Below are 25,586 nucleotides of genomic sequence, written 5' to 3' on the forward strand. Positions count from 1 at the left end.
CAACGACAGGAGCAACGTGGTCGCCGAGGCCCTGCGGAGGCGGAAGCTCGCGCGGCGCGTGGCCCTCGAGGTCCCCTCGTTCCTCGCGGGCCTGCACGTCGTCGCGGCCTCCGACCTCCTCATGAACGTGCCCGTTCCCCTCGTGAACGACGTCGCCGCCGCCCTCGACCTCGTGGTGCGCCCCGCGCCTTTGCCGCTGCCGTCCGTCCCCTTCGCGCTGCTCTGGCACGATCGTTTTCAGCACGACGAGGCCCACCGCTGGGCGAGGGACGTCGTCGCCGCCGCCGTCGATCCGCGGTTCTCGCGCCCCCCCGTCGCCGCCCGTTAACGACCGCGGCGCCGCGAGCCCCGGAGCGCGGCGAGCGCGAGGAGGCCCAACGCCGCCGCCGCGCCGCCCGCGGGCGCCGATTGTCCCGGCACGGAGCAATCGCAGCTCGCGGCCTCGCCCACGCCGCCGTCGCCGCCGCCCGTCGCCGCGCCGCCCGCGCCGCCCCTGCCGCCTTCACCACCCTCGCCGCCCACGCCGCCCCCTTCGCCGCCCGCGCCGCCCGCGCCGCCCACGCCGCCGCCACCCGCGCCGCCCGCGCCGCCGCCGCCCGCGTATTGCACGAGCTTCGATTGCGAGAACGACTCGGTGACGAGGGGTTGGTTCGGGCAAACCTCGAAGCCATACCCCCATTTCGCCTTGAGGAAGAAGCCCGCGAGCGCCGGCGCGCCCTTCACCTCGAGCTCGAGCGTCACCGTCTTCGACTGCCCCGCCGGCAGATCACCAACCGGCACGCCGGCCGTGACCTTCGCCGCGTCCACGGGGTTCCCAGAGGCGTCCCCCGGCGTGCCGTCGACGGCGAAAGAGACGAGGCCGAGGCTCGCCTCGAGCGGGAGCGAAAAGTCGATCTGCTCGGCCGCGACGTCCCCGTTGTTCGCGAGGATCGCCGTGACCGTGAACGTGTCGCCGAGCGCGACCGAGGGCGGCGCGTCGATGACGCTGCTCGCCACGCCCTTGAAGTCGGGCGCATTCACGTCGATCGAGAACGCCGCGAGGATCGGGGCATACGAGTCACCCGTCGTCAGCGTGCGGATCACGGCCGAGCTCTGCCCATTCTGGAGCTGCCCGTCCTGCGAGCTCAGCGGCACCGTGGTCACGTCCCAGCCCTGACGGCCGCCGCTCACGTTCGTGCCGCCGATCGCGTCCTGGTTCCGGTCGCCGAAGCTGCCCTGCGTGTCGAGGTTGCCGTCCGCGTCGTTGATCTGCGAGCAGAAGAAATTGTCCGAGGGGTTGTTCGGGCCCGAGAGATTCACGAACGGCCCCGCCGCGGTGGGGGCAATGCGGAGCTGATCACCAACGAAGTTCGCGTCACCCTCGATGGCGCTCACGACGACGGTGCCCTCGACGAGGCCCGCAGGCGGCGCGCAGAAGCCGCTCACCGTGTAGTCCTGGGTCGTGTTCTCGTCGACGAACGATCCGCCGACGAACACGCTGAGGTTGCGCATGGGCACGCCCTCGTCGCGATACGCGACGACGAGCGTCCAGCCCGCGGCGTTCAGGTTGTTGATCGAGCTCGCCTGCGTGGCCGGGACGCCCGAGACCTCGTACGTGCCCTTGCCAGCCTGCTTGACGAAATCGGTCACGTCCGCCGAGCGCATGTAATACCGGACCGCGAAGCCCGATTGCGCGGTCTCGTTCAGCGTGAGCGCCGTCGTCGGATCGGGCGCGACCATCATCGTCGAGCCATTCGCCGCGAGGGTCACGGCCGTGTCGAGCATCGACGTGACGTTCTCACCGCCATAGTCGTAGCTGCCGCCCCAGAGCAGCTCGGCGTAGAGCACCTCGGCCTCGGGGAGCGAGAGCACGGCGCTCGATCCATTCATCGTCCAGTCGGCCGTGGTGCCCATCGGCCAGGGGTTCGCCGCGTCGACGGGCTCGTCGACCGAATTGCCGAGGGAGATGAACGCGCCGATGGAGTCGCGATCGCCGGGGCCGTTCACGTTCGTGGCCTTGCTCAGGCCGAGCGTGTTGCCCGTGCCGGCGATTCCGCCGGGCACCGTCGCAGTGAAGCGGAGCTGTTGCGCCGCCGCGGTCGCAGGGGCGAGCGCAGCGCAGGCGAATGCAAGGAGGAGAGGTACACGAAGCTTCATGAGAGCATGGCTAACCCGGGCGCGCGCGAGGGTCAAATCCTGTACACCGGAGGGCCGGGGCGTCAGCAGAAGCAGTCGCGCGGCTGTGTTGGTTGACACGTGGCTGGCACCCCGCTTGCCCGGCGAGGACGGAGCGAGGTATTGCTGTGCAAATCGGAAGCAGGTGGGCGGCGCTGGCAGGGCTCTGCATGGCCCTCGCGTTCGGATCGGGCTGCACGGGGGCCACGGTGGCGGCGAGGGTCCCCGTCGGATATGGCTCGGTCTACGGGTATTCGGTCGTCGATCCGGGCGGCGTCCCGTACGATATTTACAATTACCCGAGTTATTTCTGGAACGGGTCGTACGCCTACCTCGTCGGCTCGTCCTGGTATTATCCCCATGGCGGCAACTGGGTGGTCTTCCAGGATGAGCCCTGGGATCTCTACCAGTACCGGAGATCCCGGCCGGTCCAGGTCGCGCCGCCCGCCGCGCGATATCCGGCGTATCGGGAGTATTACCCCCCGCCGCGGCGGTATCGCGCGCCGGACGTGCGGACCTATCCCGCGTATCGCGCGCCGAGGTACCAGACGCGGCCGCCCGTCCAGACGGCGCCTCCGGCCTATCGACGGCCTGCGGACGTGCAGGTCGCGCCGCCGCGCTCGCGGGGCAACGTGCAATCGGCGCCGCCTGCGCCGCGGCGGTAAGCGCGCGGGGGGCGTATCGCGGCGCGTGGAGGTGGGGTAACATCACGCGGCCTCCCGGGCCGACCATGAACGACATCGCCACGCACTCCCCCGCGCCCGAGCGCGCGAACCCCACGCCCCGCGTCCGTATCGACGTCATCTCCACGGTGGTCCAGCGCGCCCTGCCGAACGGCGTGCGCATGGAGATCCGCCCGCCGCGCGTGGTCACGGCGGCGTGGGATCAGGCGCTGCCGCTCTTCGAAGGCTGGATGCAGAGCGCCGAGCTACGCGTCCGCGTCTCGGGCCTCGCCGAGGGCCCGTTCTTCGCGGCGCTCGAGATCGAGGGCGAGAAGGTCGGCTCCGCGGTCGCGGCTTCGATCGGCGCTCCCCCGGGCGAGGCGGGCGCGGGTCCGCTCTCGTCGTTCTCGATCGAGCTCGTCGTGCCGCTCGTGCTGCTCGCGCCCCACGCTGGGAAACGTTGCGCGCTCCGGCTGATCCTCTCGCCGCACGGCTCGCTCGCGGGCGCGCGCAAGGTGACGCTCGCGCGGACGTGGTTCGTGGGCATCCCGGGTTACGGGCCGCTGCTCTCGGCGCTGGATCTGCTCGAGTCGACGGACTCGGTCCTCGTCGACGCGCCCGAGCGGCGGCTCTTCGATCTGCAGAACCCCGAGGAGGGCCTCTGGATCGGCACGGGCAAGTGGCGCCTGCGGCTGTTTGCGGACTGGGCCAAGATCGAAGGCGAGCCCTTCGTGATCGACACCAAGCCCTCGCACGTCTTTCACCGCTTCCAGCGTGACGACGACGCGCCCGCCGTGGTCGTCGAGGACGCGACGCGGCGCGCGGGCGGGCGGCGTACGTACACCGAGCTCGTGCTCGACGCGTCGCACCCCGACCTCCTGCCAATCCCCGAGGAAGGCAAGGACATCCCGCTCGATCTCACGGTCGAACACGCGCTCACCTACGGCGAGCACGCGGGCGTGTGCACGTGGCACGCGGCGCTGCCCGTGCGCCTGCGGGATCCACGTCCGCTCTTGAAGTCGTTCCAGCGCCTCTCCGCGGTGGGCATCGATTTCGGGACGACGGCGACGGTCGCGGCGCTCTACCAGAAGGGCTATCGCGCGCTGCTCCGGCTCGGCAGCGGCAGCGCGCCGGCCGAGAAATCGGCGGAGAACCCGACGTTTTTGCTCGTCGAGGATCACGAGCGGCTCTGGGCCGAGGCGGCGCGTGTCGCGGCGAACGACACGCGTTTCCCGAACCTCCTGCGTATCGTGCGCGGCAGCCACGCGGCGCGCGAGGCGATGACGGACTCGCCAAACGCGGTCGTGCCCGAGCTGAAGAGCCTGCCCGAGCGCGTGCTCAGCCTCGATCAGTCGCCGCAGCTCCGCGATCGTGAGCGTCGCAAGGACTTCTTGCTCGACGAGGGCCGCGTGCGCGTCCTCGTGCGCGCCTACGCGTACCTGCTCTCGCGCGCGATCAACCGGCCGGGGCAGGACGTGTACCTGCGCTACTGGCTCACGCACCCGGCGAAGTTCGACGAGCGCTCGCGCAAGCTGCTCGAGGAGGAGATCCGCCGCGGGATCCTGCTCGGCATCCCGGAGGGCATCCCGGCCGAGGAGGTCGTGGTGGAGATGAGCGCGAGCGAGCCCGAGGCGTTCGCGGCCGAGGTTTGTCCGGAGCTCGCGACGTACCCCGAGCTCGAGCCCGTGATCTCGAAGTTCGGCGAGATGCGCTTCGCGGTCTTCGACTTCGGCGGCGGCACGCTCGACATCGCCTGCGGCCGCTTCCGGCCCGCGACGGACGCGGAGGCGGAGGAGCTCGGCAGCCGCACGGTGATCGAGACGCTCCAGGTGAGCGGCGACGATCACCTCGGCGGCGACTACCTGACGCACGAGCTCGTGTGGCTCACGCATCAGCACGACAAGCACCTGCCCGAGATGGAGGACAAGGAGGTGCCGATGATGCGTCCGCAGACGGTGCCGCCGAACAACCTCGCGAACAAGCCGCACCTCTACAAGCGGAGCCTCGCCGGGCGGCAGAACCGCTACCGCTTCGAGCGCGAGCTCGGCCTCGAGGCCGTGAAGTTCGCCCCGGAGAACGAGCCGCGCCGCGCGGCGGATCTCTCCGCGGCGCGCCTCGACGGCAGCGAGGTGCGGCTCGAGTCGCTGGCGACGGACGTGCCGGCGCTCCACGCGAAGCTGAAGGAGCACCTGCAGACGCGTATCCGCGACGGCGTGAAGCTCATGAAGAGCATGCTCGCGATCGCGCCCTGGGGGAGCGAAGGGGACTGGCGCGAGCAAGGCGTGACCATCCTGCTCGCGGGTAACTCGTCGCGCAGCGCGTTCGTGGAGCAGGCGCTCGCGGACGAGCTCGGGATCCCGGGTTTGAAGGTCTGGCGGCCCGGCAGCAGTGATCCTTTCCAGCAGGTCGTTCTCTACGAGACGCCGCAGCGCACCGAGCGCGGCGTGACCATCGTGGGCGTGACGCCGAAGACGGCCGTGGCACTCGGCGCGCTGAAGATCGCGAACCGCGAGGTGCACCTCGTGCGGCGCGCGCAGGGGTTCTCGTACTTCGTGGGCGACCTGCGGGGCTTCCCGCCGAAGTTCGTCGCGCTCGTGCAGATGGGCACGCCGGTCTCGGATCCGGGCGTGTTCGGGCCGCATTACGTGGACTTCGGCAAGTGGGACACGAAGACGCCGCTGCGCGTGGCGCAGGAGTACGTGCCCGGGAAGATGACGTCGAACGATCCACGCGTCTCGATGATCCCCACGGGCCTCGCCGCGGGCCTCGTCGGGCGGCTCTACGTGTGCGTCTCGGGCCCGGACGAGCTCACGCTGGCCTTGCAACGCGACGGGCAGGACCCGCTCGTCACGACCTTGAACCTCGCGAAGTACATGCGGTGAGCTCGCCATGAAAGAGACGTTTTCCGCGGCGCTGCGCGCCGAGATCGAGGCGATCGTCATGCGCTACGAGGCGCTCGTCTCGTCGCGCGTGGACGCGGCCGAGCGTGATGGATCCACGGCGGCGCGTGACGAGCTCGCCGCGCTGCGCGCCGAGCGCGACGAGATGGCGCGGGAGCTCGCGACGTTGCGCGTGCAGCGCGAGCGTCTGTCGCTGGAGCTCGACACGGCGCGGGAGCGAATCGCGGCGCTCGAGGCCGAGGTGCGGGCCGGGGCGGCGGCGCACCTCGCGCTGGAGGAGCAGTTCACGGCGGAGAAGCGGTTCACGGCGGCCTCTGCCGAGGTGAGCGGGACGATGCTGGAGGGCGCGTTACGCGCGGCGATCGGTCGCGACCTGGATCCGAGCCCCGCGCTTTACGCGGCGCTGAAGGGCAAGGGGCTCGAAGGTGTGCTGGTGGCCGCGTTCAAGGAGCGAGGCCGCACGATCGCGCACGCGCCCTTGCTGGAGCGCGAGCGCGCGCCGCTCTCGGCCCTCGCGTCCGCCGCCGGCTGCGAGCTCGTCTCGCCTGCGCCGGGGACGCGGTTCTCGGCTTCGTCGATGGAGAAGGCGGCGACGACGAGTGATCCGGCGGAGGAGGGGAACGTCGTCGAGTGTATGCTCCCGGGGCTGCGCCGGGCGGGGACCGACGGGATGCTGGTGTTTCCGCGGGTGCGCGTGGCGACGGGGTGAATTCCCCGCCGGAGGGGTGAATCAGCGACGCCTTCGCTTGGCGAGCAGCCCGAGGGCGAGCGCCGCGAAGAGGCCGGCCGATCCGGATTCACCCGCGCCTGCGCCGCGCACGCTGCATCCGCCGTCGTCCGGGGTGCCGCCGCCGCCGCCCGCCTGCCCGCCGGAGCCACCTGCGCCGCCAGCGCCGCCCATGCCGCCACCTGCGCCGCCAGCGCCGCCTGCGCCGCCCATGCCGCCATTGCCGCCAGCGCCGCCCATACCGCCTTCGCCGCCAGCGCCGCCCATACCGCCTTCGCCGCCAGCGCCGCCCATGCCGCCTTCGCCGCCCGCGCCGCCTTCGCCGCCCATGCCGCCCGCGCCGCCGGAGCCACTGCCCGGATCCGTGCATTGCCCGCTCTCGCAGACGCCGCTCACGCATTCATCGCCGATCACGCACGACTCGCCCGCCGCGGCGTTGCCCAGCGGATAGATCTCCACGCTGGCCAGGCTGCCATTGCCCGGCGTGCCGCCCGCGATGACCACGCCGTGCCCGGGCACGTACGTCGCCGTGTGGAACGACCGCGGCGAGGCCATGTCCGGCAGCGAGATCCACGTATCGAGGGCCGGATCGTAGACCTCCACGCTCGCCGTCTCGCCGCCCGATATCCTGCCACCCGTCACCATCACGCGGCCGCTCGGCAGCTCCGTCATCACGTGGTACCACCGCTGCACGCTCATCGAGGCGACCGGGGTCCACGTGTCCGTCGCCGGATCGTAGATCTCCGCCGACGAGATGATACCCGTATTTTCCTCCACGCCGCCCGAGACCAGCACCTTGCCCGAGGACATCAGCGCCGCCGCGTGCCCCTTCCGGCCCGTCCCCATCGGCGCGACCAGGGTCCACGTGTTTGTCATCGAATCAAACGTCTCCGCGACCGTGAGGGTCACGTGGTTCTCCTCCATGCCCCACGTCCAGCCGCCCGTCACGAGGAACCGGCCGTCCGGCAGCATCGTCCCCGTGTGCGCGGATCGATATTGCTTCAGCTTCGGGCTGCTCACCACGGTCTGCGTGACGGGATCGTAGCGGACCGACTGGTTCGTGACGTCCTCGCCGTCCTGGGAGCCCGCGGCGATCACGCTTCCGTCCGCGAGCACGCCGAGCACGCCGTTGTATTCGTAGTTCAGCGCGAGCGCGGGCTCGTTCGTCCAGGTGTCCGTCGCCGGGTCGTAGGTGGCGCCGTGGCCCGCGTCGAGGAAGAAGATGCGGCCATCGGGCAGCACCCCGCTCGACGCGTTTTCGATCCCGGCTGGCGGCGGGGTCAGGGCCGACCACGTGCCGGTCGCGAGATCGAGGCGCTCGGCGGTCATGTAGGCCGTGTCCTCGATACCGTTCTGCGCGTACCCTCCGACGACGACGAGCCCCACGCCGGGGGCGAAGTGCGCCTCGTGCCATCGGCGCGGCGTGGACATGGGCGCGATGGATTGCCACATGGCCGACGATATCGACGGCCCTTTCGGCGCGGCCCCGCCCTCGGGCAGGAACGCGAAGAAGGGGAGTGACGCGAGGAGCGCGAGCGGCAAGAGGCGGCGAAGGCGTCTCATGGAATCTCCTTTCGCGTGGATCCTAGACGAGTCGCCGGGAAAACGCGACCAGAGTACTCCGCACGCGTGTCAATGCGCCGCCGCTGCGACGCGTGATCCACGAGCACCGAAATGGACGATGTAGAGATAGCAGAGCGCCGGCAGGACGAAGGCGCGGTGGACGCCGACGACGTCGGCGAGCGAGCCGAAGGCGACGGGCAGGATCGCGCCGCCGACGATCGACATCACGAGGACGCTCGAGCCCTGGCTCGTGAGCTTGCCGAGGCCCTCGATGCCCAGCGCGAAGAGGGTCGGGAACATGATGGAATTGAAGAGCCCCACCGCGAGCAGGGTCCACATCGCCGAGGGCCCGCTCGACAAGACCGTCGCCGTGACGAGCAGCGCCGCGATGACCGCGCTCGCGGCGAGGACCCGGCCCGGATCGTATTTCCGCACGATGGCCGCGCCGAGGAACCGGCCCACCATGGCCCCGCCCCAGTAAATGGAGACATATCTCGCCGCCTCCGCTTCGCTGAGGCCCGCGATCGAGGGCAATACGAAGAAATTGACGAGGAAGCTGCCGATCGAGACCTCGGCGCCGACGTAAAGGAAGATGCCGAGCGCCGCGCGCCGCAGCTTTGGCATCCGGAGCGCGTCGAGGACGGAGCCGTGTTTCGCCTCTTCGCCCTCGACCGACGTGATCTTCGGGAGCTTGATGAACACGAGCGCGAACGCGAGCACGAAGAGCATCACGGCGAGGCCGACGTAGGGGAGCCGCACGGCTCGGGCCTCGGCGAGCGGGCCCTCGGCGTGCGTCACGGCGCCGAGGATGAGGTGTCCGCCGAAAGAAGGGGCCACCGTGGTGCCGAGCGAATTGAACGCCTGCGTGAGGTTGAGGCGGCTCGAAGCCGTGGCCGGAGGGCCGAGCACGGTGACATACGGGTTCGCCGTGACCTGCAAGACCGTGATCCCGGTCGCGAGGATGAACAGGGCGGCGAGGAAAAAGGGATACGAGGGCAGGCTGGCGGCGGGATAAAACAAAAGCGCGCCGACGCCGGCCGTCACGAGGCCGAGGAGGAGGCCGCGCTTGTAACCCACCCTCGTGACGAGCTCGCCGGCGGGCAGCGACATCAGGAGGTACGCCGAAAAAAACGAGAATTGCACCAGCGCGCTCCGGGCATACCCGAGGTCGAAGACGCTCTTCAGGTGCGGGATCAGGATGTCGTTCATGCAGGTCAAGAAGCCCCACATGAAAAAGACCGTGGTCACCACGCCGAGGGCGAAGGTGTGGGTCGTGGCAGGCGCGTCCGCCGCCGCTCCGCGCTTGGTCGGTACCTCCATGTCCCCCCGGTTGTCTTCTCACGGCGCGCCGTGACGCGCCACCTCCCGCGCGGCTCACGCGGCGAGCGCTTCCGCCCGCGACGGCGGCTCCGCGGAAACAAGGGCTCGACGCGGGCGCGGCGCGCGGGTAACGAGCGCCATGGACAGCACGCCTCGGGATGGAGCGACGCGCGCGGGTTGGGGGTCACGGATCGGCGTCATCCTCGCAGCGGCGGGATCGGCGGTTGGGCTCGGGAACTTCTTGCGGTTCCCCGGCCAGGCGGCGAAACACGGCGGCGGAGCGTTCATGCTCCCCTATTTCATCTCGCTGCTCGTGCTGGGGATCCCGCTCGCCTGGGCCGAGTGGACCATGGGCCGTTACGCGGGCGTCCGCGGCTACCACTCGGCGCCGGGGATCTTCCGGGTCCTGCTCCGGCATCACGCCGCCAAGTACCTCGGCGTGGTCGCGTTGCTCATCCCGTTCATCGTGTACACCTATTACGTGGTCGTCGAGGCGTGGTGCCTCATCTACGCGCTCCATTACGCGACCGGCGACCTGATGCGCGGCGACGATCCCGGGCAATATGCCGCCTTTTTTGGTCGGCTCACCGGGGCCACCGCGGAGGGCTCGGTGTTCGGGGGCGGAGACGGGCTCACGCTGCTCGGGGTCGTCGCCCTCTGCTTCGCGCTCAACCTGTACCTCATCGTGCGCGGCTTGAGCCGCGGCATCGAGGCGTTCTGCAAGGTCGCCATCCCCGGGCTCGCGGTGCTGGCCACGATCGTCCTCGTGCGTGTGCTCCTGCTCGGGACGCCGGATCCGTCGAAGCCGTCGCAATCGATCGAGGCCGGGCTCGGCTTCATGTGGAACCCGCGCGCCGAGGCGCTCTTCGATCCGGAGACGTGGCTCGCGGCTTCCGGGCAGATCTTCTTCAGCCTCTCGGTCGGGTTTGGCGTCCTCGTGCATTACGCGAGTTATCTCCGGAAGAAGGACGACGTCGCGCTGAGCGCGCTCACGGCGAACTCGATGAACGAGCTCTTCGAGGTCTGCCTCGGCGGCCTCATCACGATCCCGGCGGCGTTCGTCTTCCTCGGCGCGATTGACCCGGGCACGCTCGAGTCGTCGTTCAAGCTCGGCTTCGTGACGTTGCCGAACGTGTTCGCGATGATGTGGGGCGGGCGCGTGTTCGGCTTCCTCTGGTTCTTCTGTTTGTTCATCGCCGCGATCACGAGCAGCGTGTCGATGCTGCAGCCCGTGATGGTCTTTTTCCAGGAGGGGACGGGGATGAGCCGGCGACGCGCGGCGGCCCTGCTGGGCGTGCTCTGCGCGGTCGGCTCGGGGATCGTGTTGTATTTCTCGAAGGGGCTCGTCGCGCTCGACACGTTCGATTTCTGGATGGGCACGGTCGGCATCTTCGTGCTCGCCACGGTGCAGGCGGTCCTTTATGGCTGGGTCTTCGGCATCGAGCGAGGGCACGAGGAGCTGCACCGGGGGGCGCATATCAAGGTCCCGTTCGTCGTGCAGATCGGCCTCAAATACGTGGTGCCCGTGTACCTGCTCGTCATCTTCGCGGCGTTCTGCGTGAAGAACCTGCCGGGGCGCCTCGAGGAGCGGCAGCCCGGGGCGCTCGTGGCGCTGGGCTTCGTCCTCGCCGTGACCGCGCTCCTGGTCAAGATGGTGCGCCTGGCCGAGCGGCGGTGGGAGCAGCTCGAGGCGCGTGGCTTGACGCCCGGAGGGAAGGTGTCGTGACGACGGGTGGCCTTCTGGTGATGATCCTGAGCGTGACCTCGGTGGTCGTGCTGTCGGCATATTGCTTGTACCGGGTGCTGACGTTGCCCGCGCCACCGGAGGACGGGGAGGACGGCGCGGATCGGTAGGGTGGGTGACGCCGCGAGCGTGATCAGAAGGGGTGGATCGGCGTCCGGGGTCGCTCCTCGGCGTGGGGAGCGGGTGTGGACGGCCGTCCGGGGTCGCTCCTCGGCGTGGGGAGCGGGTGTGGACGGTCGTCCGGGGTCGCTGCCGAGCGTGAGGAGGAGGTGTGGACGGCCGTCCGGGGGGCGCTGCCGAGCGTGAGGAGGGGGTGTGGACGGCCGTCCGGGGGAGCTGCCGAGCGTGAGGAGGGGGTGTGGACGGTCGTCCGGGGGAGCTGCCGCGCGTGAGGAACGAGGGGAGACGCTCGTCGAGGGGCGCGCGGCGGGTCGTGCTCAGCGAGCGCGCTCCACGTAGGCCTTCAGCGCGTCCAGGTCCTTGTCACACGCCTTCTTGAAGGCGCCGCCCATGAGCTTGCCGATGATCTTGGTGAACAGGCCGCCGGGCATTTCGATGACGGCGCTGGTCCGCAAGAGCGTGCCCGTACCGGCGGGCTCGAAGTCGTAGACGAAACGATATTCGCCCTTGCCCGTGGTCCCCTTGGTGCCGTCGACCCTGAGCCCGAGGCGCTTGCCCGGCTCGCAGGTGGTGACCTCGAAATGCTCGGTCGCCTCTCGCCCGAACATCTTGCGGGTCTCGCGGAACTCGGTGCCCACGCCGAAGTCGCCCGGCGTGACGCGCTCGGCCCGCACGAACCCCTGCATCCAGTCGCCGAAGCCCTCGGGGTTCGCCATCGCCGCGAAGACACGCTCGGGGGGAGCGTCGATGTGGTGCTCGGAGGTGAAGGTGAGTCGGTGCATGGAGGGATGCTGCCCGAGAATGTGCTGGAATGCACGCGGTCATCGGCATAACCTGCCTCCTTCACGCCTCACGACCTGGAGGAACCATGCGCGCTTCGAAGACCTTGCCTTTCGCCGCTGCCGCCCTCGCCCTCGCCCTCGGCGCTTGCAGCAAATCCGAGCCGCAGCCGGCCGCGGAGCCGAAGAAAGACGCGCCCGAGGCGAAGCCCGCCACGACGGCCGCCGGCCCCACGACGGGCGCCGTCGCCACGGCCCCCGCGGCGGCCGCCACGCCGGCCGCAATCGCGACGGCGCTGCCCGCGGGCCGCTCGGCCATTCCGACGCTCGCCGAGTGGAACAGCCAGCAAAAAGAGGTCACCGTCAAGGGCTCTTCGGCCTTGAGCTGCGAGACGAAGGTCGTCCGCGAGTATCTGCGCGTCTCCTGCCGCGGCAAGAACGACACCGGCGGCACCCCCACGAACGTCGTCGTCAAGAAGGGCGGCCACGGCGAGGCGTTCACCTACGTCGGTGCCGGCGTCACGAGCCTCGTCGTGCCCTTCGTCGAGGGGATCGATTTCGCCGCCGATTTCTCCTGGACCGACAAGAGCCACACGCTCAGCGTCGCGTGGCCCCGCGGCAGCGCCCGGCCCGTCGTGGTCGGCGTATTCGAAGGCGCGAAATCACCCCTCGACGCCTCGTTCGACAAGGCGCTCGCCGACAAGGCTTGCCAGTGTCACAAGCAGGTCACCGGCAAGGCGAACTGCGACGACCTGCTCGGCGTGAACGCCGATTGCGCGCGCACCTACCCGAACGACTGCGCGAGCTTCCTCGAGTGCAGCCGCGGCGAGCCCGGCGTCTGGCCGCGCTGCCAGGCCGGGTTCCTGAATGGACCCTTCGGCTTCTGTTACAAGCAATGCGACCCCAGCAAGAGCGAGTGCGGGCCCGACGAGAGCTGTCAGGGCGACAGCAAGTACGCCATCTGCTTGTAGGTCGCGGAGCGGATCACGCGATTTCGCCTCCGCGCACGCTCAGAGGGTGCCCGTGAAGATCGCGGTGCACTCCGGAACGCGCGCCCAGGCGCGCTCGCGGATCTGGGCCACGAGCGCTGGACCGAAGAATTCGCCGCAAATGCGCGCCGCGGCCTCGACGTCGGGGAACACGTAGTCGGTGCGCACCCAGCGGCGCGAAAGCCCATGCGCGTGCTCCAGATGCGCGAAGTACTCGTCCATGCCCGGATGGACCCGTGGCGTCTCGTGGCCGGTGCCAAGCGTCTCGATGACCATGAGCGCACCGCCGGGACGCACCACGCGGCGCATCTCCGACAGCGCCGCGTCCACTTCCTCGCGCCAGCCCTCCGGCATCCAGTGACGAAAATGCCCGAACACCCATCCTGCCATCGCGACATCGACGCTCGCGTCGGGAAACGGCAACGAGCGCGCGTCCGCGTGGTGGATGCTGAACGGCACGCCGGCCTGCGATAGATGCCGGCGCGCGATCTCCAGCATAGGCGCCGCGCGATCGACCAAGTGCAAGCGAGACGCGCGTGCGCCGACGATACGCGAGAGCCGCCCGGTACCCGCGCCGACGTCGAGCGCCACGGCCCCCTCCGGCAGCCATTCGCGCACCACGCTTGCGAGCGCCTCGTCCGCGTCCTCCGCATTGATCAGCGCGTCGTACGCGTCCGCCTTCTCCTGGTACACGCGCGCCTGCGCGTCGCTCACTCGGTCGCTCATCGGCGCGACCTTATCGCAAGGGCGCGCGAACAGCTACGCGGACAGGAACCCATTTCGATTCCACCTTCGGGCGCGAGCGCGATCAGCCGGGCGGAAGCAAAGCGAGCAAGGCCCTCGCGCCGACCTTCTTGTCGACGATGAGCACGCTCCGGACCATCTTCGTGCTGCCGAGGAGCGCTTCGCCCAGCGCTTCCCCCGGGATGTCGAGGCGGCACGCGAGGAGGCGCTGCGGGTAACGGGAGAGGAGCGCGTCGCAATCTCGATAGAATCGCTCGCTGCCATCGTTCGCCAGGAAGAGGAGCCGCGACACGCGGGCGTTCTGCGGGCTGCCGGGGGTCTTCTCGTTCAGCGCGTCGAGGCCCTTCTGCTCGCTGGCCAGCTTCTCGCCGATGAGCTCCAGGCCCATGTAGGCGTGCCTGGCGGCGAGCGCGCCGCGGAGCTCCGCGGCCAGCGTGTCGGTCATCGGGAGCGTCGCGACCTGGTGGCGACCATGCTCCCATAACGGACGCGCGTGCGTCTCGAGCAGGCGCACGACCGCGTCGTGCCGAGGATCGGCGACGACGTCTTTGGGCAACGTGAGGGTGGACATTGCGGGGATGTCTAGCCGACCCAGGCAACCTGTCGCAAAGAAATCTCGCCCCCGCCTCCGCCCCCGCGCCCGCTTCTCTGTTGACACCCACGCCGACCATGGCTTGCCATGTCCCCCATGTGGAGCCCTGAAGGTCGCAAGCAGAACGCGCGCGAGCTGCGCCAGATCGCCGACAAGGTCCTGCGGTACCGCCAGCTCTGCGACCGCTTCGCGAGTTACTTCCAGCCCGAGAGCGACAACGCCCGTCAGCTCCGCCAGATCCGCGGCAAGCTCGAGGACCTGCGCGGACGCGCGCTCGATCGGGAGAAGCGCCTCGCGAAGGGCGTGGTCAAGATCGGCGTCGTCGGCCTGGAGAAGCAGGGCAAGAGCGCGTTCCTCTCGGCGTGGCTGAAGAGCGAGAAGCTCCTGCCGAGCGAGGCCGAGCGCTGCACCTGGAGCACCACCGTCATCGAGCCGGGCGAGCCGGGGCAGTTCGCCGCGACCGTCACCTACTACAACGAGGTCGATTTCAAGGCCCGCATCCAGAGCTACTTCGACGCGCTCGAGCCGGGCAGCGTCGAGCGCTGGCACGGCCTGAACCAGGCCGAGGTCCTGCGCCTCAAGGCGAGCTTCAAGGCGCGCGAGGGGTACGACGTCGACGACCCCGATCGCGCAGGGAGGCGCGAGCAGACGGCGCTCGCCGAGCTCGTGGAGATCAGCGCGGGCCTGTCGGAGATCAAGGCGCGGCTCGGTCGCCCACCCGAGAAGATCACCGCGAGTAGCCTCGATGCCCTCGCCGAGCAGATCCGGCCCTACATCGCGCTCAAGGACACGAAAAACGGCAACCGGCCCTATCCGGGCGTGCGGGCCGTGAAGATCGTCACGGTCACGATCCCCGTCGAGGGCGCCATGCCCGGCGTCGAGCTGATGGATCTGCCCGGCATCGACGCGCCCTCGGACAAGGCGCGCCGCGACACGGAGGACGCGCTCGCGAACGAGGTCGACGTGACGATCTTCGTCAAGGACATCACGCGGCCTTCGCTCGTGCGCAACGAGATCGAGCTGCTCCGCATGGCGCAGACGGCCGATCGGAGCATCTCGCTGAAGGATCGGATCTTCGTGGTGCTGACGAAGGTCGACCTCTTCGACCACGCCGACGAGAACGGCAACTGGCACTGGTCCCTGGCGGCGCGGAACTTCCGCGAGCAGGGCGTGGATCGCATCTTCCCGTACTCGAAGGTGTGGGTGCACCAGGGCGTCGACGCCGAGCACCCGGTGGCGCGGCAGCTCATGGACTTCTTCGGCACGACGACGCCCGTGAACGGGCTCGACAAGCTGAAGGACGCCGTGGAGCGGTACCTCTCGACCGACGTGGAGGCGCTCGATCGCAAGGTGACGCAGGCGATCACGAGCGAGTTCGGCGAGGTCGAGGCGCTCCTGCGTGGCGTGCTCGTGACCGTGAAGGACGGGCTCAGCGATCGCGAGTTCGACAGGCGCGCCGAGCAGGTCTTCGATCTGCACTACGAGCACATCCAGTCGGGCGAGGATCCGACGGGGCTCCTGCCCGAGATCCGCAAGCGCATGTCGGCGTTCATGGACTTCGAGATGAGCGACCATCAGCGGTCGGCCCGCGCAGAGCGCGCGGACGTGCGGATCGATCAGATCCGGAGCGATCTGCTCGCGCGGCTCACGCCCGAGGAGGCGGAGGCGAAGCGGCGGCAGATGCCGAGCCCGGGGCTCATGAACGAGACCGCCGTCGAGATCGAGATGCGCAAGCAGATGCGCGAGCGCGTGGCGTCGCGGATCGCGGGGCTCGGGGAGGACTTCCGCAACACGGCGCGCGAGAGCGTGGAGCGGATGCTGCACGAGATGTTCATCGAGGCCGGCTACGAGGGCGGGCGGCTCGAGGTGCTGCTGCCGGCGGGCAAGGCGCTCATCGAGCGGATCGACGCGCTGGGCCGGTCGGGGCACGTGTCGGAGAGCGTGGTCCGCTACCAGAACCAGGAGATGGCCAAGGCGGACGTCGCGTTCGAGGTGCTCTCGCGGTACTTCGCGCGGCAGATCGTGGACATCCTCGACGCGACGGATCCCTACGATCGGGAGATCCGCGAGCGCGAGATGCGCGGGCTCGAGCAGTTCTTCGGGATGGGGATCGCCGACAAGGCGCAAGCGACCGCGACGGGCGCGGCCACGACCGCGAGCGGCGTCATCGGATCGGTGAAGGCGAAGCTCGGGTTCGGCGAGGAGAGGCCGGACGGCAACGGCGCGGCAGGAGCGGCGCCCGCGCCCGCGCAGGCGCCCGCGATCGGAGGGTTTCCGACGGTGGGCGCGGCGATGCCGGCGCCGAAGCAGGTGCAGGCGCAGCCTTCGGCGGCGGCGCCCGCGGGGAGCACGAAACCCCCGCAGACGAACCCCGGCGCGGCCGCGCAGGCTCAGGCGCAGACGGGCCACGTGCGCGACTGGTCGAAGATGCTCTCGCGGGTGCGCGTGGACGTGGAGCGGATCTGCGACTTCCTCGAGGCGCTCGCGAAGCACCCGCGAGGCCTGCAGAAGTACCACGAGGAGGCGGTGCGCACGGTGCACGACTCGTGGCTCGATCGGGAAGGGGAGCAGTCGCTCCGGCGCTGGGTGCGCAGCGAGTGCGCGCGGATCTGGCCGCACAAGTTCGCCGCGATCGAGGCGGAGAAGGATCGAGCGCGCGCGGACATCGAGGCGCTCGAGGAGCTGTTCGGCGGGAGCCCGGCCCCGCAGAAAGCAGGAGCCTGAGCGTGGCCTACGATCTCGCGCGTCTGTCGAGTTACGTGAGGTTCTACCAGACGGTCGTGAACCAGCTCGTCGCGGCCTGGCAGAACCTCGAGCAGCTTCACCTCACCGCGAAGGACGCGCTCGCCCCGCTCGCCGAGCCGCTCGCGCCCGTCGCCTACGCGCCGCTGCTCGCCGCGCTCTCGGATCCCGCGCCTTCGCGGGAGGCGATCGCCGCGCTCTGGCGGCCCGTGGACGAGAAGGATCTCTCGGATCTGAACGACATCTACGAGGTCGCAGGGAGGTTCGGCTTCCAGGGCGAGGACAACCAGAACCTCGCGCGCGTGCAGGTGCTCGTGGCGACGGCGCGCAACGAGATCCTCGGGCACCGGAGGAGGCTCGCCGATCTGCGGGAGCTGCCGAACGCGGCGCGCGCCGCGGCCGCGCGCCTGCGCGCCGAGGAGGAGGCGCGCGCGTCCGCCGAGCGCGCCGAGAAGATGGCGGCGTTCGGGCCACTCGCCGAGACCGTGGTGACGCGGGCGAAGCAGACGATCGACGCGGTGCGCGCGGTGCCGTTCCCGGATCTCTCGGACGCCGAGACCGCGGCCGAGGAGTACCGCAAGTACGCGGCGAAGCTCGATCACGTCTACCAGACGTGTTTGCCCTTCCTGCGCAAGGCGATCCAGAACCTCTACACGTTCGTCGCCGCCGAGCCGACCGCGTCGTGGCCGGACACGTTGCCGCTCACGAAGGAGCTGCCGCCGGAGCTCGTGACGGTGCCGCCCGCGGGCTCGGGGGAGCTCACGCAGGCGCGCGCGAGCCTGACGGCGCTCGCCGAGGAGGAGATCCAGCTCGGCCGCGCGCGGGACGCGGTGTCGACGGCCGCGGCGAGGCTCGAAGGGGAGATGGCCGCGGCGCAGATGAAGGACGCCGAGGTCGGGCAGGAGATCACGACGGCGCACGCGATCCTGGATCTCGCGGCCGCCTCGGAGCAGGCGGAGCTGACCCGGGTCGAGCTCGAAGGCCTCGCGGCGCAGCGGGCCTCCCGCGTGGAGAGCGCAGGCGCGGTGCTGTCGAAGCAGCGGCAGATCGAGGCGGCGATCAAGCTGCTCGAGGACGAGCTGCGGCGCAGGCACGCCGAGCTCGCCGCGCTCGAGGCGCAGCTCGTGGAGGTACGCAAGGACGAGCCGGTCCTGTTCGGCAAGGACGAGTGGCGATCGAAGGTCGCCGCGATGGAAGAGCAGAAGGCCCAGCAGCAGGCGGCCTACGGGCAGCGGCTCTCGACGCTGCAGCAGTTCCAGATCGATCACTCGAGCGTGTCGGTCGAGGTGCAGACGGAGCAGCAGAAGCAAGCGCTGCTCGAGCGGCAGATCGCGGAGGCGCAGACGAAGTCCGCGACGCTGGAGCTGACGATCCGGGAGATCGGGACGAAGCTCGGGGCGGCGAGGCCGTCGCGGGCGGTCTCCGCGGACGACGCGCGCAAGGCGCTCGCGTCGCTGCAGCAGGCGAAGCTCGGCGTGGCCGAGCGGATGGAGGCGCTCAAGGCGGAGATGCGGCGGCAGAAGGACGAGGCCGTGCGCGTCCTGAACCGCATGAAGCAGATCGCGGTGGAGCGGCAACACGTGACCGCGATGGTGCAGAGCGCCGAGACCGCGGCGACGCAGGGGCGCGAGGAGGCGCTGCGGCAGCTCGCGCGCGAGCGGCGGGCCGGCGTGGAGCGGCACGTGGGCGAGGTGCTGGCGACGCTGGAGAAGTCGATCGCGCACGTGGGGCCGGTCTTCATCGATCCGGCGAAGGACCTGCTCGTCGCCGCGACCGAGCCGAAGGCCGAGGTGACGGCGCGGGTGCTCGAAGCCGCGGAGGCGGCGGCGCCGGTGGTGGAAAAGCTCTCGAAGGAGCTCGATCCGGAGCTGCTCGCGCAGGACGCGACGCTCGGTCAGATCCAGCGCGAGTTCTGCGACGTGGCCGAGGCGGCGTGCGTCACGGCGTGGGGGGGATGATCAGGCGACGGTTCGGGTCGTCCGGGCCGTCGCCGCCGAGCCACTCCTTGCAGAGCGCGCGCAGGCGGACGTTCGCCGCGCGCCGATCGAGGAACGACTGGCGGAGGTCGTCCTCGCCGATCGTGGCGGCGCGCGTGTGGAGCTGCGCCCGCGCCGCGACGAGCGCCGCGCGGGCCTCGTAGGTCGCCTTTTCGAGCAGGAGCGCCTCGACGCGCAGGAGCGTGATCTCGGGCGGAGCCGGGGCCTGCTGTCCGCCGTTCGAGGGGCGCAAGGCGAGGGCGCGATCGACGAGGGTGAGCGTCTTCTGGGGCTTCTTCGCCGCGAGGAACAAGGCCGCGCGTACGCCGAGCAGCGCGCCGGGCGGCGCGGAGGCGGACCGGAGCGCGCCGAGCATGCGATCGGCCCTGTCGAGATCGCCGAGCGCGATGTTGGCGCGCGCCGCGAGCAGCCGCGCCCTGCGCGCGGCGAGGCGCTCGCCCCGCGCCTCCGCCAGGGCGACCACGTCCTCGGCCATCTCCCGCGCTGGGGCGAAGGCGCCGCGCTCCAGGTTGAGCAGCGCCTCGAACGTGCCGCCCACGAGCGAGGTCAGGCTCTCTTCGGGCTGGCCCTGCAGGCCCTCGTGCAGCTCCTTCTCGGCGCGCTCGTGGGCGCCGAGGAGCAGGAGATCGAGGCCGACGTGCACGCGCGCGTGCGGCAGGTAGCGGTGGTCGCCGATGGTCGCGAAGCGGAGGACGCTCTCGCGATCGAGCCCGAGCGCGGCCCAGGGGTCCTGGTCGACCGCGCGCGCCCAGTGGGCGCGGGTGTGGAGCGTCCACGCGACGACGACGGGCTCGCGCTCGGCGGCGGGGGCGGTGACGTGCCGCATGCGCTCGAGGTAGGGCAGGGCCGCGGCCGGCTCGTGATCGAGCAGCGAGTCGATCGTGGCGCTGAAGGCCCAGGAGAGCTCGAGGACCGCGTCGTCCGCGGGCTTCTCGTGGAGGAGCCGCTGAGAGAGCTCGGCGGCGTTCTTCGTGTCGCCCAGGGCGAGCGCCGAGCGGATCGCGCCGCCGAGGGCGCGGGCGTGGTGGCGGCTGCCGGGCGTCGCGTAGAGGAAGGCGCAACGCGCGGCCTCGTAGGCGTGGGCGTGGTTCGATCGCCAGCTCTCGGCGTCCGTGGCGATGGCCCAGAGCTCCGCCGCGGCCTCGCCGTTGGCGCCGAGATGGAGGCCCCGCTTGGCGAGCTCGATCGCCGTGTCGAGCGCGCCACCGGAGAGCGCTTGCTCGGCGGCGCGCACGTAGAACGCGACCGCGCGACGCGCGTCGCCGCCGCGATCGAGGTGGAGCGCGAGCACGCTCGGATCCTGTTCGCCTGCGGAGAGCAACCACTCGGCCGCGCGCTGGTGGCAGAGCCTTCGGTTGTTGTCAGTGAGGCGCGCATAGGCGGCCTCGCGCAGGAGCAGGTGGCGGAAGGTGTACTCGGTCTCGCCTGCGAAGCGGCTGTGTCGTCGTCGCTCGAGCAGCTCGCAGTCGCCGCAGAGCCGCGCGAGCGTCTCGTCGAGCGAGGCCGTGGGCTCGCCGTCGCCGTAGACGAGCAGGCGCAGCGCCCCCTCCCACGCCGCGTCGCCGAAGACGCTCGCGGCGCACAGGACCATGCGCGCCTCGTCGTCGAGCGACTTCGAATCGATCCGCGCGTCCACCATCCCGAGCACCGTCTCGGGCAGGGCGCCGTCGCGGCCCTCGTTCACCGCGCGGATGAGCTCCTCCAGATAAAACGCGTTGCCCGCCCCAAGCTTCACGATGCGATCGACCACGGCGCGCGGGGTCGAAAGGCCGAGCGCGCTCCAGACGATCCGCTCGGCGTCGTCCTTGTCGAGCGGGTGGAGCCGCACGTCCTGCACCTCGCGATCTTGCCAGAGCCCGGGTAGTCGCTTGCGGACGTCGGGCCGCGCGAGCGCGAGCACCGCGAACCTCCGATCCCGGAGCGCGTCGAGCGCGGCGTCGACGAGCTTCAGCGACGCCGCGTCGCTCCACTCGAGCTCCTCCAGCACGAGCAGGAACGGGTGCGTCTCGGTCAGCACGTGGATGAAATCGAGGAACGCGTCCTTGATGTGATCGGCCATGAGGGCCGCGTCGCTGCGCGCGGCGCGGAGCTCGGTGCGGCCCGCGTCGGGGAAGTGCAGGCCCACGACCTCGCCCAGGAAATCCGTCACGCGTCGTCTGTCCGTGCCGGCGAGGTACGTGCCGACGAGCTCGCGGAGCTTGTTCTGGCTCACCTCGACGGGCTCGCCCGCCGAGATCCCGGCGGCGCTGCGCAGCGCGGAGCCGACGATGGAGAAGGCCGATCCGGCGCGCAGCGGATCGCCGCGGCCGAGGACGACGCTGAGGTTCGGCTTCGCGCGGCAGAGGCGCTCGATGAGCTCGAAGCGCAGGCGCGACTTGCCGGCGCCGGGCTCGCCGAGCACGAGCACGGCCTTCGGCTTCTTGCCCTGGAGCGCCTGCTCGACGTACTTGCGGACGGTGCCGAGCTCCTCGTCGCGCCCGACGTAGGGGCTCGGCTTGCCGAGCAGCGTGCGCACGGCGCGCGTCGTCTCGCGCTCGCCGCGCAGCCAGAACTCGCCGATGTAGCTGGCCACGTCGAAGCGCGCGTCGAGGAAGGCGCAGGCGACGTCGTTGACGCGGACGGGCCGCGGCCCCTTGCCGCCGTCGAGCGTGGGCATGTCGAGGAGGTGGAAGACGCCGTCGAGCACCTTGCCGACGGGCGCCTTGTCGTTCGCCTCGGCGTACGCCGCGAAGATGGCCACGCGCGAGCCCTTCGCGAGCCCGGCGATCTCGAGCCCGAGCCGGGCCGCGCGGCCGGCGATCTCGGTGGGGTTGCCCCGGCCGAGGATCTTGATGAGCAGCGCGACGCCCGGCAGCTCGTGCAGTTGCTCGTTCTTCCTGGCGTCGACCTCGGCGCGGATCGCGGCGACGACCTCGGGCTCGATCCCGCGCGGAGGTTTGTCGGAGAGCAGATCCTCGACCTCGGGGACGGGCTTCGCCGCGACCACGAAGAGGAGCTGCTTCTCCAGCGGGCTCATCCGCTCGCTCGCGGGGACGGGCGGCGCCGGCGGGATCGGCGTGAGCTTGCGCGCCCACGGCTCGTGCGGCGAGGCGGGCGGATAGGTCGTGATGACGGGGTGCGAGCGTCGGTCCGCGAGCGGCGGCCGCGTCGAGGCTCGCTTGGCGATGGCCTCCAGCGTGTTCGCGGCGGCGGCGCCGTTCTGCGGACGCTGGGACGGGTCCTTCGAGAGCATGCGGGCCACGAGCTCCGAGAGCGCGAACGGCACCTCGGGGCGGATCTCGGCGACGCGTGGCACCTCGGCCATCACGATCTTCGCGAGCACGACGTGCTGCGGTCCGCCCTCGAAGGCCCTGCGACCCGTGAGGCATTCGAAGAGCACGGCGCCGAGGCAAAACATGTCCGCCGCGGCGGTCACGCCCGAGGCGTAGTCGATCTGCTCGGGGGCCATGTATCCGACGGTCCCGAGGACCACGCCGGTCGAGGTCATGTGTCCGCCCGCGAGCAGCGCGATGCCGAAATCCAGCACCTTCACGCGCTCGACGTCGGAGCCCACGAGGTAGATGTTCGAGGGCTTGATGTCGCGGTGCACGACGTCCGCCGCGTGCGCCGCGCCGAGGGCGTGCGCCACGCGCAGGCCGAGCTTGACCACGTCGTCGACTTGCAGCGGGCCGTGCTTCAGCACCTGGTCGAGGCCCCGGCCGTGGAGCCACTCCATGGCGAGCCAGGGCTCGTTGTCCGTCACGCCGTGGTCGACGTAGCGCACGATGTGCGGGTGCTCGTGGAGGTGCCGCGAGAGGATCTCGATCTCGCGCCGGAACCTCCGGAGCATGCTCTCTTTCGGCGTGGATCCGTCCCTCGGCTCCGCGACGAACTTGATCGCGACGCGCTCCTTCGAGTCCTTCTCGTAAGCGGGCCAGACGATCCCCATCCCTCCGTCGGTGATGGGCTCTCCATCCAGTACGAAGCGACCGCCGATGACGTCACCTGATTTGCGCACGGACAGCCAGGATCACCAGCGGCGGGGGCGGAAGGCAAGGGGGACGCGGGCTGCTTCACCGCGGAGGCGGCTTTTCCGGCAGCGTGGTCCCCGTCAGGGAGCAGGCCTCGGCGTATCCCTGCAGGCAGGCCCGCTCGCGTAACCTGCGCTCCTCGGCCGGGTCCGGCGCGAGCCCGCCCTGGCCCTCGTGGTGCATCCGGGCGAGGGTGGCGCACGACGCGCCGTGGGCCCGTTCGCAGGCGATCCGGCGGTATTTCACGGCGAGGCGGTCGTCTCGCGGGAGCAGCTTGCCCTGCGCGTAGATGCGGCCGAGGTTGTTGCAGGCGAGCGGCTCCTTCTTTCCGCAGGCGAAAAAGTAGAGCTCGATGGCGCGGGCCGTGTCGCGCCGTATCTCCTGGCCGCTCTCGAGGGCGGCGGCGAGGTTGTTGCAGCCGAGGGGCTCTTTCTGGTCGCAGGCGCGCTGGTGCAGCGCGAGCCCGCGGCGCGGGTCCTTGGGCAGGCAGTCGCCGTCCTCGTAGGCATTGCCGAGGTTCGTGCAGCCGAGCGGCTCGCCGCCGTCGCAGGCCCGCTGGTACGCGGCGACGGCCTTGCACATGTCCGGCGCGACGCCGAGCCCCTTGTCGTACAGGAACCCGAGGTTGTTGCAGCCGAGCAGGTCCCCGTCGTTGCAGGCCCGCGTGAAGAGCTCGCGCGCGCGGACGTGATCGACGGCGCCGCCGCGGCCCTCGCGCAAGAGGTTGCCGAGGTTCAGGCAGGCGCCGGCGTCCCCGAGGCTGCAGCCGCGATCGTAGGCCCCGCGTGCAGACGCCGGGTCCTCGGGGGCGAGGCCGCCCATGCCGTTATCGAGCAGCAGGCCCGCGTTGCGGCAGCCGACGGCGAAGCCGAGGCCACACGCCTTGTGGTAGAGCGCGAGCGCTTCGAAGACATCCTTCGGCACGCCGAGCCCGTCCTCGTGGAGGTTGCCGAGGTTCGTGCAGGCGCGGGCGCTGCCGTACGTGCATCCGCGGGCATAGAGGCGCCCGGCGCGCGCGACGTCCCTGGGCACGCCTTTGCCATTGTGGAGCAGCCAGCCGAGGTCGTTGCAGCCGTGCGGGTCGCGGAAGTCGCAGGCTTTTTCGTAGTACCACGCGGCCGACTCGCTCCCGCGCAGCTCCCCTCGCTCGACGCGGAGGCCGAGCTCGGTGCAGCTCGGCCCGTCGCCCTTGTTGCAGCGCTCGCGCAGGGTGTCGCTGGGCGCGTCGGCGACGGCGGACGGAGCGGCGGGCGTCGGCGCCGCCGGGGCGGCGCAGCCGAGGAGCGCCGCGGCGGGAAGGGCGAGGAGGGCAGAGCGCATGATGCGTTCCGGGCTAATCCAGCGGCGCGCCGGATCCAAGAGGCTCGGCGCGTAGCGGCGTGCGCAGCGCGATTGCCCCTTGCGGACCTTGCCAGGGCGCGCGAGGTTGGATAAGAGCACGCGCACCAAAGCTTCTCCTTCGCCCGGATTCACCGGCCATCTTGCGGACCATGCAGGGAAACGAGCTCGTCGCCGTCACGCGTCCTTTCGCCATCGAGGATCGAGCGCGCAGCATTTATCACGTCGCCTCGACGTTCGCCGTGCTCGCGCTCGCGACCGCCGTCGCCGCCGCGGCGCCGTGGCGGTCGCTGCGGATCTTCGGCAGCGTGCTCGAGGGCCTCGTGATCGTGCGCGCGTTCATTCTGGCGCACGACTTCCAGCACGGGGCGCTCTTGCGCAAGTCCAAGGTAGGCAGCGTGATCTTCGGCCTCTACGGCGCGCTCGTGCTCACGCCGCCGCGGGTCTGGCGGCAGACGCACAACTACCACCACGCGCACACGGCGAAGATCGTGGGCGCGCAGATCGGCTCGTATCCGGTGATGACGGTGGAGATGTGGAAGCGCGCGCCGCGCAGCAAGCGGATCGCGTATGCGATCGCGCGCCACCCGCTGACGATCCTCTTCGGCTACCTGACGATCTTCCTCGGCGGGATGTGCGTCTCTGCGTTCCTCCGCAATCCCAGGGAGAACTGGGATTCGGCGGCGGCGTTCGTCCTGCACGCGGGGCTCGTCGCGACGATCACGTATTTCTTCGGCTGGGAGATGACGCTGCTCGTCCTCGTGGGCCCGCTCTTCATCGCCTGCGCGCTCGGCTCGTATCTCTTTTATGCCCAGCACAACTTCCCGGGCGTGCACATGCAGCCGAGGCAAACCTGGACGTTCGCGCGCGCGGCCGTGGAGTCGTCGAGCTTCATGCGCTGCGGGCCGATCATGAGTTATTTCACGGGTGACATCGGTTATCACCACGTGCACCACCTGAACGCGGCGATCCCGTTCTACCGGCTGCGCGAGGCGATGGCGGCGATCCCGGAGCTCCAGGTCGAGCCGCAGACGAGCCTGTCGCCGCGCGACGTCCTGCATTGCTTCTCGCTCAAGCTCTGGGATCCGCAGGCCGGCAAGATGGTGCCGTTCCCGAAGGACGCGCCGCCGCCGCAGGAAGTGGCGGAGGCGGCCTGAGCGATCGTCGGGCTTGGCAGATCCTCCGAGTCGCGGTAAGCCGCGGGC

The 25,586-nt window shown here is 70.5% G+C and carries 17 protein-coding genes and 1 pseudogene; 10 read left to right on the top strand and 8 right to left on the bottom strand.

Features of this window, described 5'->3' with window-relative positions:
* Positions 1-13 precede the first annotated feature (13 nt).
* Positions 14-328 (top strand): annotated as a pseudogene (locus tag GF068_RS15935) (LysR substrate-binding domain-containing protein); the annotation flags it as partial.
* Here GF068_RS15935 and GF068_RS15940 read toward each other — a convergent pair.
* Complete coding sequence (locus GF068_RS15940; protein WP_153820225.1) at positions 325-2,136, bottom strand: MYXO-CTERM sorting domain-containing protein; 1,812 nt, start codon at positions 2,134-2,136, stop codon at positions 325-327. The pseudogene GF068_RS15935 and the gene GF068_RS15940 sit on opposite strands and share 4 nt — an antisense overlap.
* A gap of 146 nt (positions 2,137-2,282) precedes the next feature.
* Here GF068_RS15940 and GF068_RS15945 point away from each other — a divergent pair, with 146 nt between their 5' ends.
* The 3 genes from GF068_RS15945 to GF068_RS15955 all read left to right on the top strand — a co-directional run bounded on the left by GF068_RS15945 (position 2,283) and on the right by GF068_RS15955 (position 6,425).
* Positions 2,283-2,819 (top strand): hypothetical protein, encoded by a 537-nt coding sequence (locus GF068_RS15945; protein WP_153820226.1) that lies wholly within the window; start codon positions 2,283-2,285, stop codon positions 2,817-2,819.
* Between the two features lie 65 nt (positions 2,820-2,884).
* The gene (locus tag GF068_RS15950) at positions 2,885-5,698 is read left to right on the top strand and encodes an acetate and sugar kinases/Hsc70/actin family protein (protein ID WP_153820227.1); all 2,814 of its coding nucleotides are present in this window, start codon (positions 2,885-2,887) and stop codon (positions 5,696-5,698) included.
* Between the two features lie 7 nt (positions 5,699-5,705).
* The gene (locus GF068_RS15955; protein ID WP_153820228.1) at positions 5,706-6,425 is read left to right on the top strand and encodes a hypothetical protein; all 720 of its coding nucleotides are present in this window, start codon (positions 5,706-5,708) and stop codon (positions 6,423-6,425) included.
* Between the two features lie 21 nt (positions 6,426-6,446).
* Here the strand turns inward: GF068_RS15955 and GF068_RS46260 are convergent, their stop codons facing one another.
* Positions 6,447-8,006, bottom strand: a complete 1,560-nt coding sequence (locus GF068_RS46260; RefSeq protein ID WP_153820229.1) for a Kelch repeat-containing protein — start codon at positions 8,004-8,006, stop codon at positions 6,447-6,449.
* Positions 8,007-8,075: 69 nt separating this feature from the next.
* Complete coding sequence (locus tag GF068_RS15965) at positions 8,076-9,326, bottom strand: sugar MFS transporter (RefSeq protein ID WP_153820230.1); 1,251 nt, start codon at positions 9,324-9,326, stop codon at positions 8,076-8,078.
* A 139-nt stretch (positions 9,327-9,465) separates the two neighbouring features.
* Here GF068_RS15965 and GF068_RS15970 point away from each other — a divergent pair, with 139 nt between their 5' ends.
* A complete protein-coding gene (locus GF068_RS15970) occupies positions 9,466-11,052 on the top strand; it encodes a sodium-dependent transporter (RefSeq protein ID WP_153820231.1) in 1,587 nt (528 codons plus the stop codon).
* Positions 11,049-11,180, top strand: a complete 132-nt coding sequence (locus tag GF068_RS46265; protein WP_275939157.1) for a hypothetical protein — start codon at positions 11,049-11,051, stop codon at positions 11,178-11,180. Before GF068_RS15970 ends, GF068_RS46265 begins: the two co-directional genes overlap by 4 nt.
* Positions 11,181-11,507: 327 nt before the next feature.
* Here GF068_RS46265 and GF068_RS15975 read toward each other — a convergent pair whose 3' ends face one another.
* On the bottom strand, positions 11,508-11,972 hold the full coding sequence (locus tag GF068_RS15975) for an SRPBCC family protein (protein WP_153820232.1): 465 nt from the start codon (positions 11,970-11,972) through the stop codon (positions 11,508-11,510).
* 86 nt (positions 11,973-12,058) lie between these two features.
* Here GF068_RS15975 and GF068_RS15980 point away from each other — a divergent pair, with 86 nt between their 5' ends.
* A complete protein-coding gene (locus GF068_RS15980) occupies positions 12,059-12,940 on the top strand; it encodes a hypothetical protein (RefSeq protein ID WP_153820233.1) in 882 nt (293 codons plus the stop codon).
* Positions 12,941-12,979: 39 nt separating this feature from the next.
* On the opposite strand, the gene GF068_RS15985 is transcribed toward GF068_RS15980, so the two are convergent.
* Together GF068_RS15985 and GF068_RS15990 are read right to left on the bottom strand one after the other, a co-directional pair.
* On the bottom strand, positions 12,980-13,672 hold the full coding sequence (locus GF068_RS15985) for a methyltransferase domain-containing protein (RefSeq protein WP_170319508.1): 693 nt from the start codon (positions 13,670-13,672) through the stop codon (positions 12,980-12,982).
* Positions 13,673-13,766: 94 nt separating this feature from the next.
* Complete coding sequence (locus tag GF068_RS15990; protein WP_153820235.1) at positions 13,767-14,273, bottom strand: hypothetical protein; 507 nt, start codon at positions 14,271-14,273, stop codon at positions 13,767-13,769.
* 108 nt (positions 14,274-14,381) lie between these two features.
* On the opposite strand from GF068_RS15990, the gene GF068_RS15995 reads away from it, so the two are divergent.
* The gene (locus GF068_RS15995) at positions 14,382-17,018 is read left to right on the top strand and encodes a dynamin family protein (RefSeq protein WP_153820236.1); all 2,637 of its coding nucleotides are present in this window, start codon (positions 14,382-14,384) and stop codon (positions 17,016-17,018) included.
* A gap of 2 nt (positions 17,019-17,020) precedes the next feature.
* Positions 17,021-18,994: a hypothetical protein gene (locus GF068_RS16000; RefSeq protein ID WP_153820237.1), complete on the top strand. Its 1,974-nt coding sequence runs from the start codon at positions 17,021-17,023 to the stop codon at positions 18,992-18,994.
* Here GF068_RS16000 and GF068_RS16005 read toward each other — a convergent pair.
* Both GF068_RS16005 and GF068_RS16010 read right to left on the bottom strand, forming a co-directional pair.
* Positions 18,975-23,030: a protein kinase domain-containing protein gene (locus tag GF068_RS16005; RefSeq protein WP_153820238.1), complete on the bottom strand. Its 4,056-nt coding sequence runs from the start codon at positions 23,028-23,030 to the stop codon at positions 18,975-18,977. The two genes, GF068_RS16000 and GF068_RS16005, sit on opposite strands and share 20 nt — an antisense overlap.
* Before the next feature lie 55 nt (positions 23,031-23,085).
* Positions 23,086-24,363: an SEL1-like repeat protein gene (locus GF068_RS16010; protein ID WP_153820239.1), complete on the bottom strand. Its 1,278-nt coding sequence runs from the start codon at positions 24,361-24,363 to the stop codon at positions 23,086-23,088.
* Positions 24,364-24,533: 170 nt separating this feature from the next.
* Between GF068_RS16010 and GF068_RS16015 the strand changes: the two genes are divergently transcribed.
* Positions 24,534-25,538, top strand: a complete 1,005-nt coding sequence (locus tag GF068_RS16015) for a fatty acid desaturase family protein (protein ID WP_153820240.1) — start codon at positions 24,534-24,536, stop codon at positions 25,536-25,538.
* Positions 25,539-25,586 lie beyond the last annotated feature (48 nt).

The organism is Polyangium spumosum, assembly GCF_009649845.1.
Taxonomy (GTDB): domain Bacteria; phylum Myxococcota_A; class Polyangia; order Polyangiales; family Polyangiaceae; genus Polyangium; species Polyangium spumosum.

Coding starts and splice junctions, on each gene's coding strand:
- GF068_RS15990 (WP_153820235.1), bottom strand. CDS start 14,273: ATGTCCACCCTCACGTTGCCCAAAGACGTCGTCGCCGATCCTCGGCAC.
- GF068_RS15940 (WP_153820225.1), bottom strand. CDS start 2,136: ATGAAGCTTCGTGTACCTCTCCTCCTTGCATTCGCCTGCGCTGCGCTC.
- GF068_RS46260 (WP_153820229.1), bottom strand. CDS start 8,006: ATGAGACGCCTTCGCCGCCTCTTGCCGCTCGCGCTCCTCGCGTCACTC.
- GF068_RS15970 (WP_153820231.1), top strand. CDS start 9,466: ATGGACAGCACGCCTCGGGATGGAGCGACGCGCGCGGGTTGGGGGTCA.
- GF068_RS15950 (WP_153820227.1), top strand. CDS start 2,885: ATGAACGACATCGCCACGCACTCCCCCGCGCCCGAGCGCGCGAACCCC.
- GF068_RS15965 (WP_153820230.1), bottom strand. CDS start 9,326: ATGGAGGTACCGACCAAGCGCGGAGCGGCGGCGGACGCGCCTGCCACG.
- GF068_RS15995 (WP_153820236.1), top strand. CDS start 14,382: ATGTCCCCCATGTGGAGCCCTGAAGGTCGCAAGCAGAACGCGCGCGAG.
- GF068_RS16010 (WP_153820239.1), bottom strand. CDS start 24,363: ATGCGCTCTGCCCTCCTCGCCCTTCCCGCCGCGGCGCTCCTCGGCTGC.
- GF068_RS16015 (WP_153820240.1), top strand. CDS start 24,534: ATGCAGGGAAACGAGCTCGTCGCCGTCACGCGTCCTTTCGCCATCGAG.
- GF068_RS15975 (WP_153820232.1), bottom strand. CDS start 11,972: ATGCACCGACTCACCTTCACCTCCGAGCACCACATCGACGCTCCCCCC.
- GF068_RS15955 (WP_153820228.1), top strand. CDS start 5,706: ATGAAAGAGACGTTTTCCGCGGCGCTGCGCGCCGAGATCGAGGCGATC.
- GF068_RS15980 (WP_153820233.1), top strand. CDS start 12,059: ATGCGCGCTTCGAAGACCTTGCCTTTCGCCGCTGCCGCCCTCGCCCTC.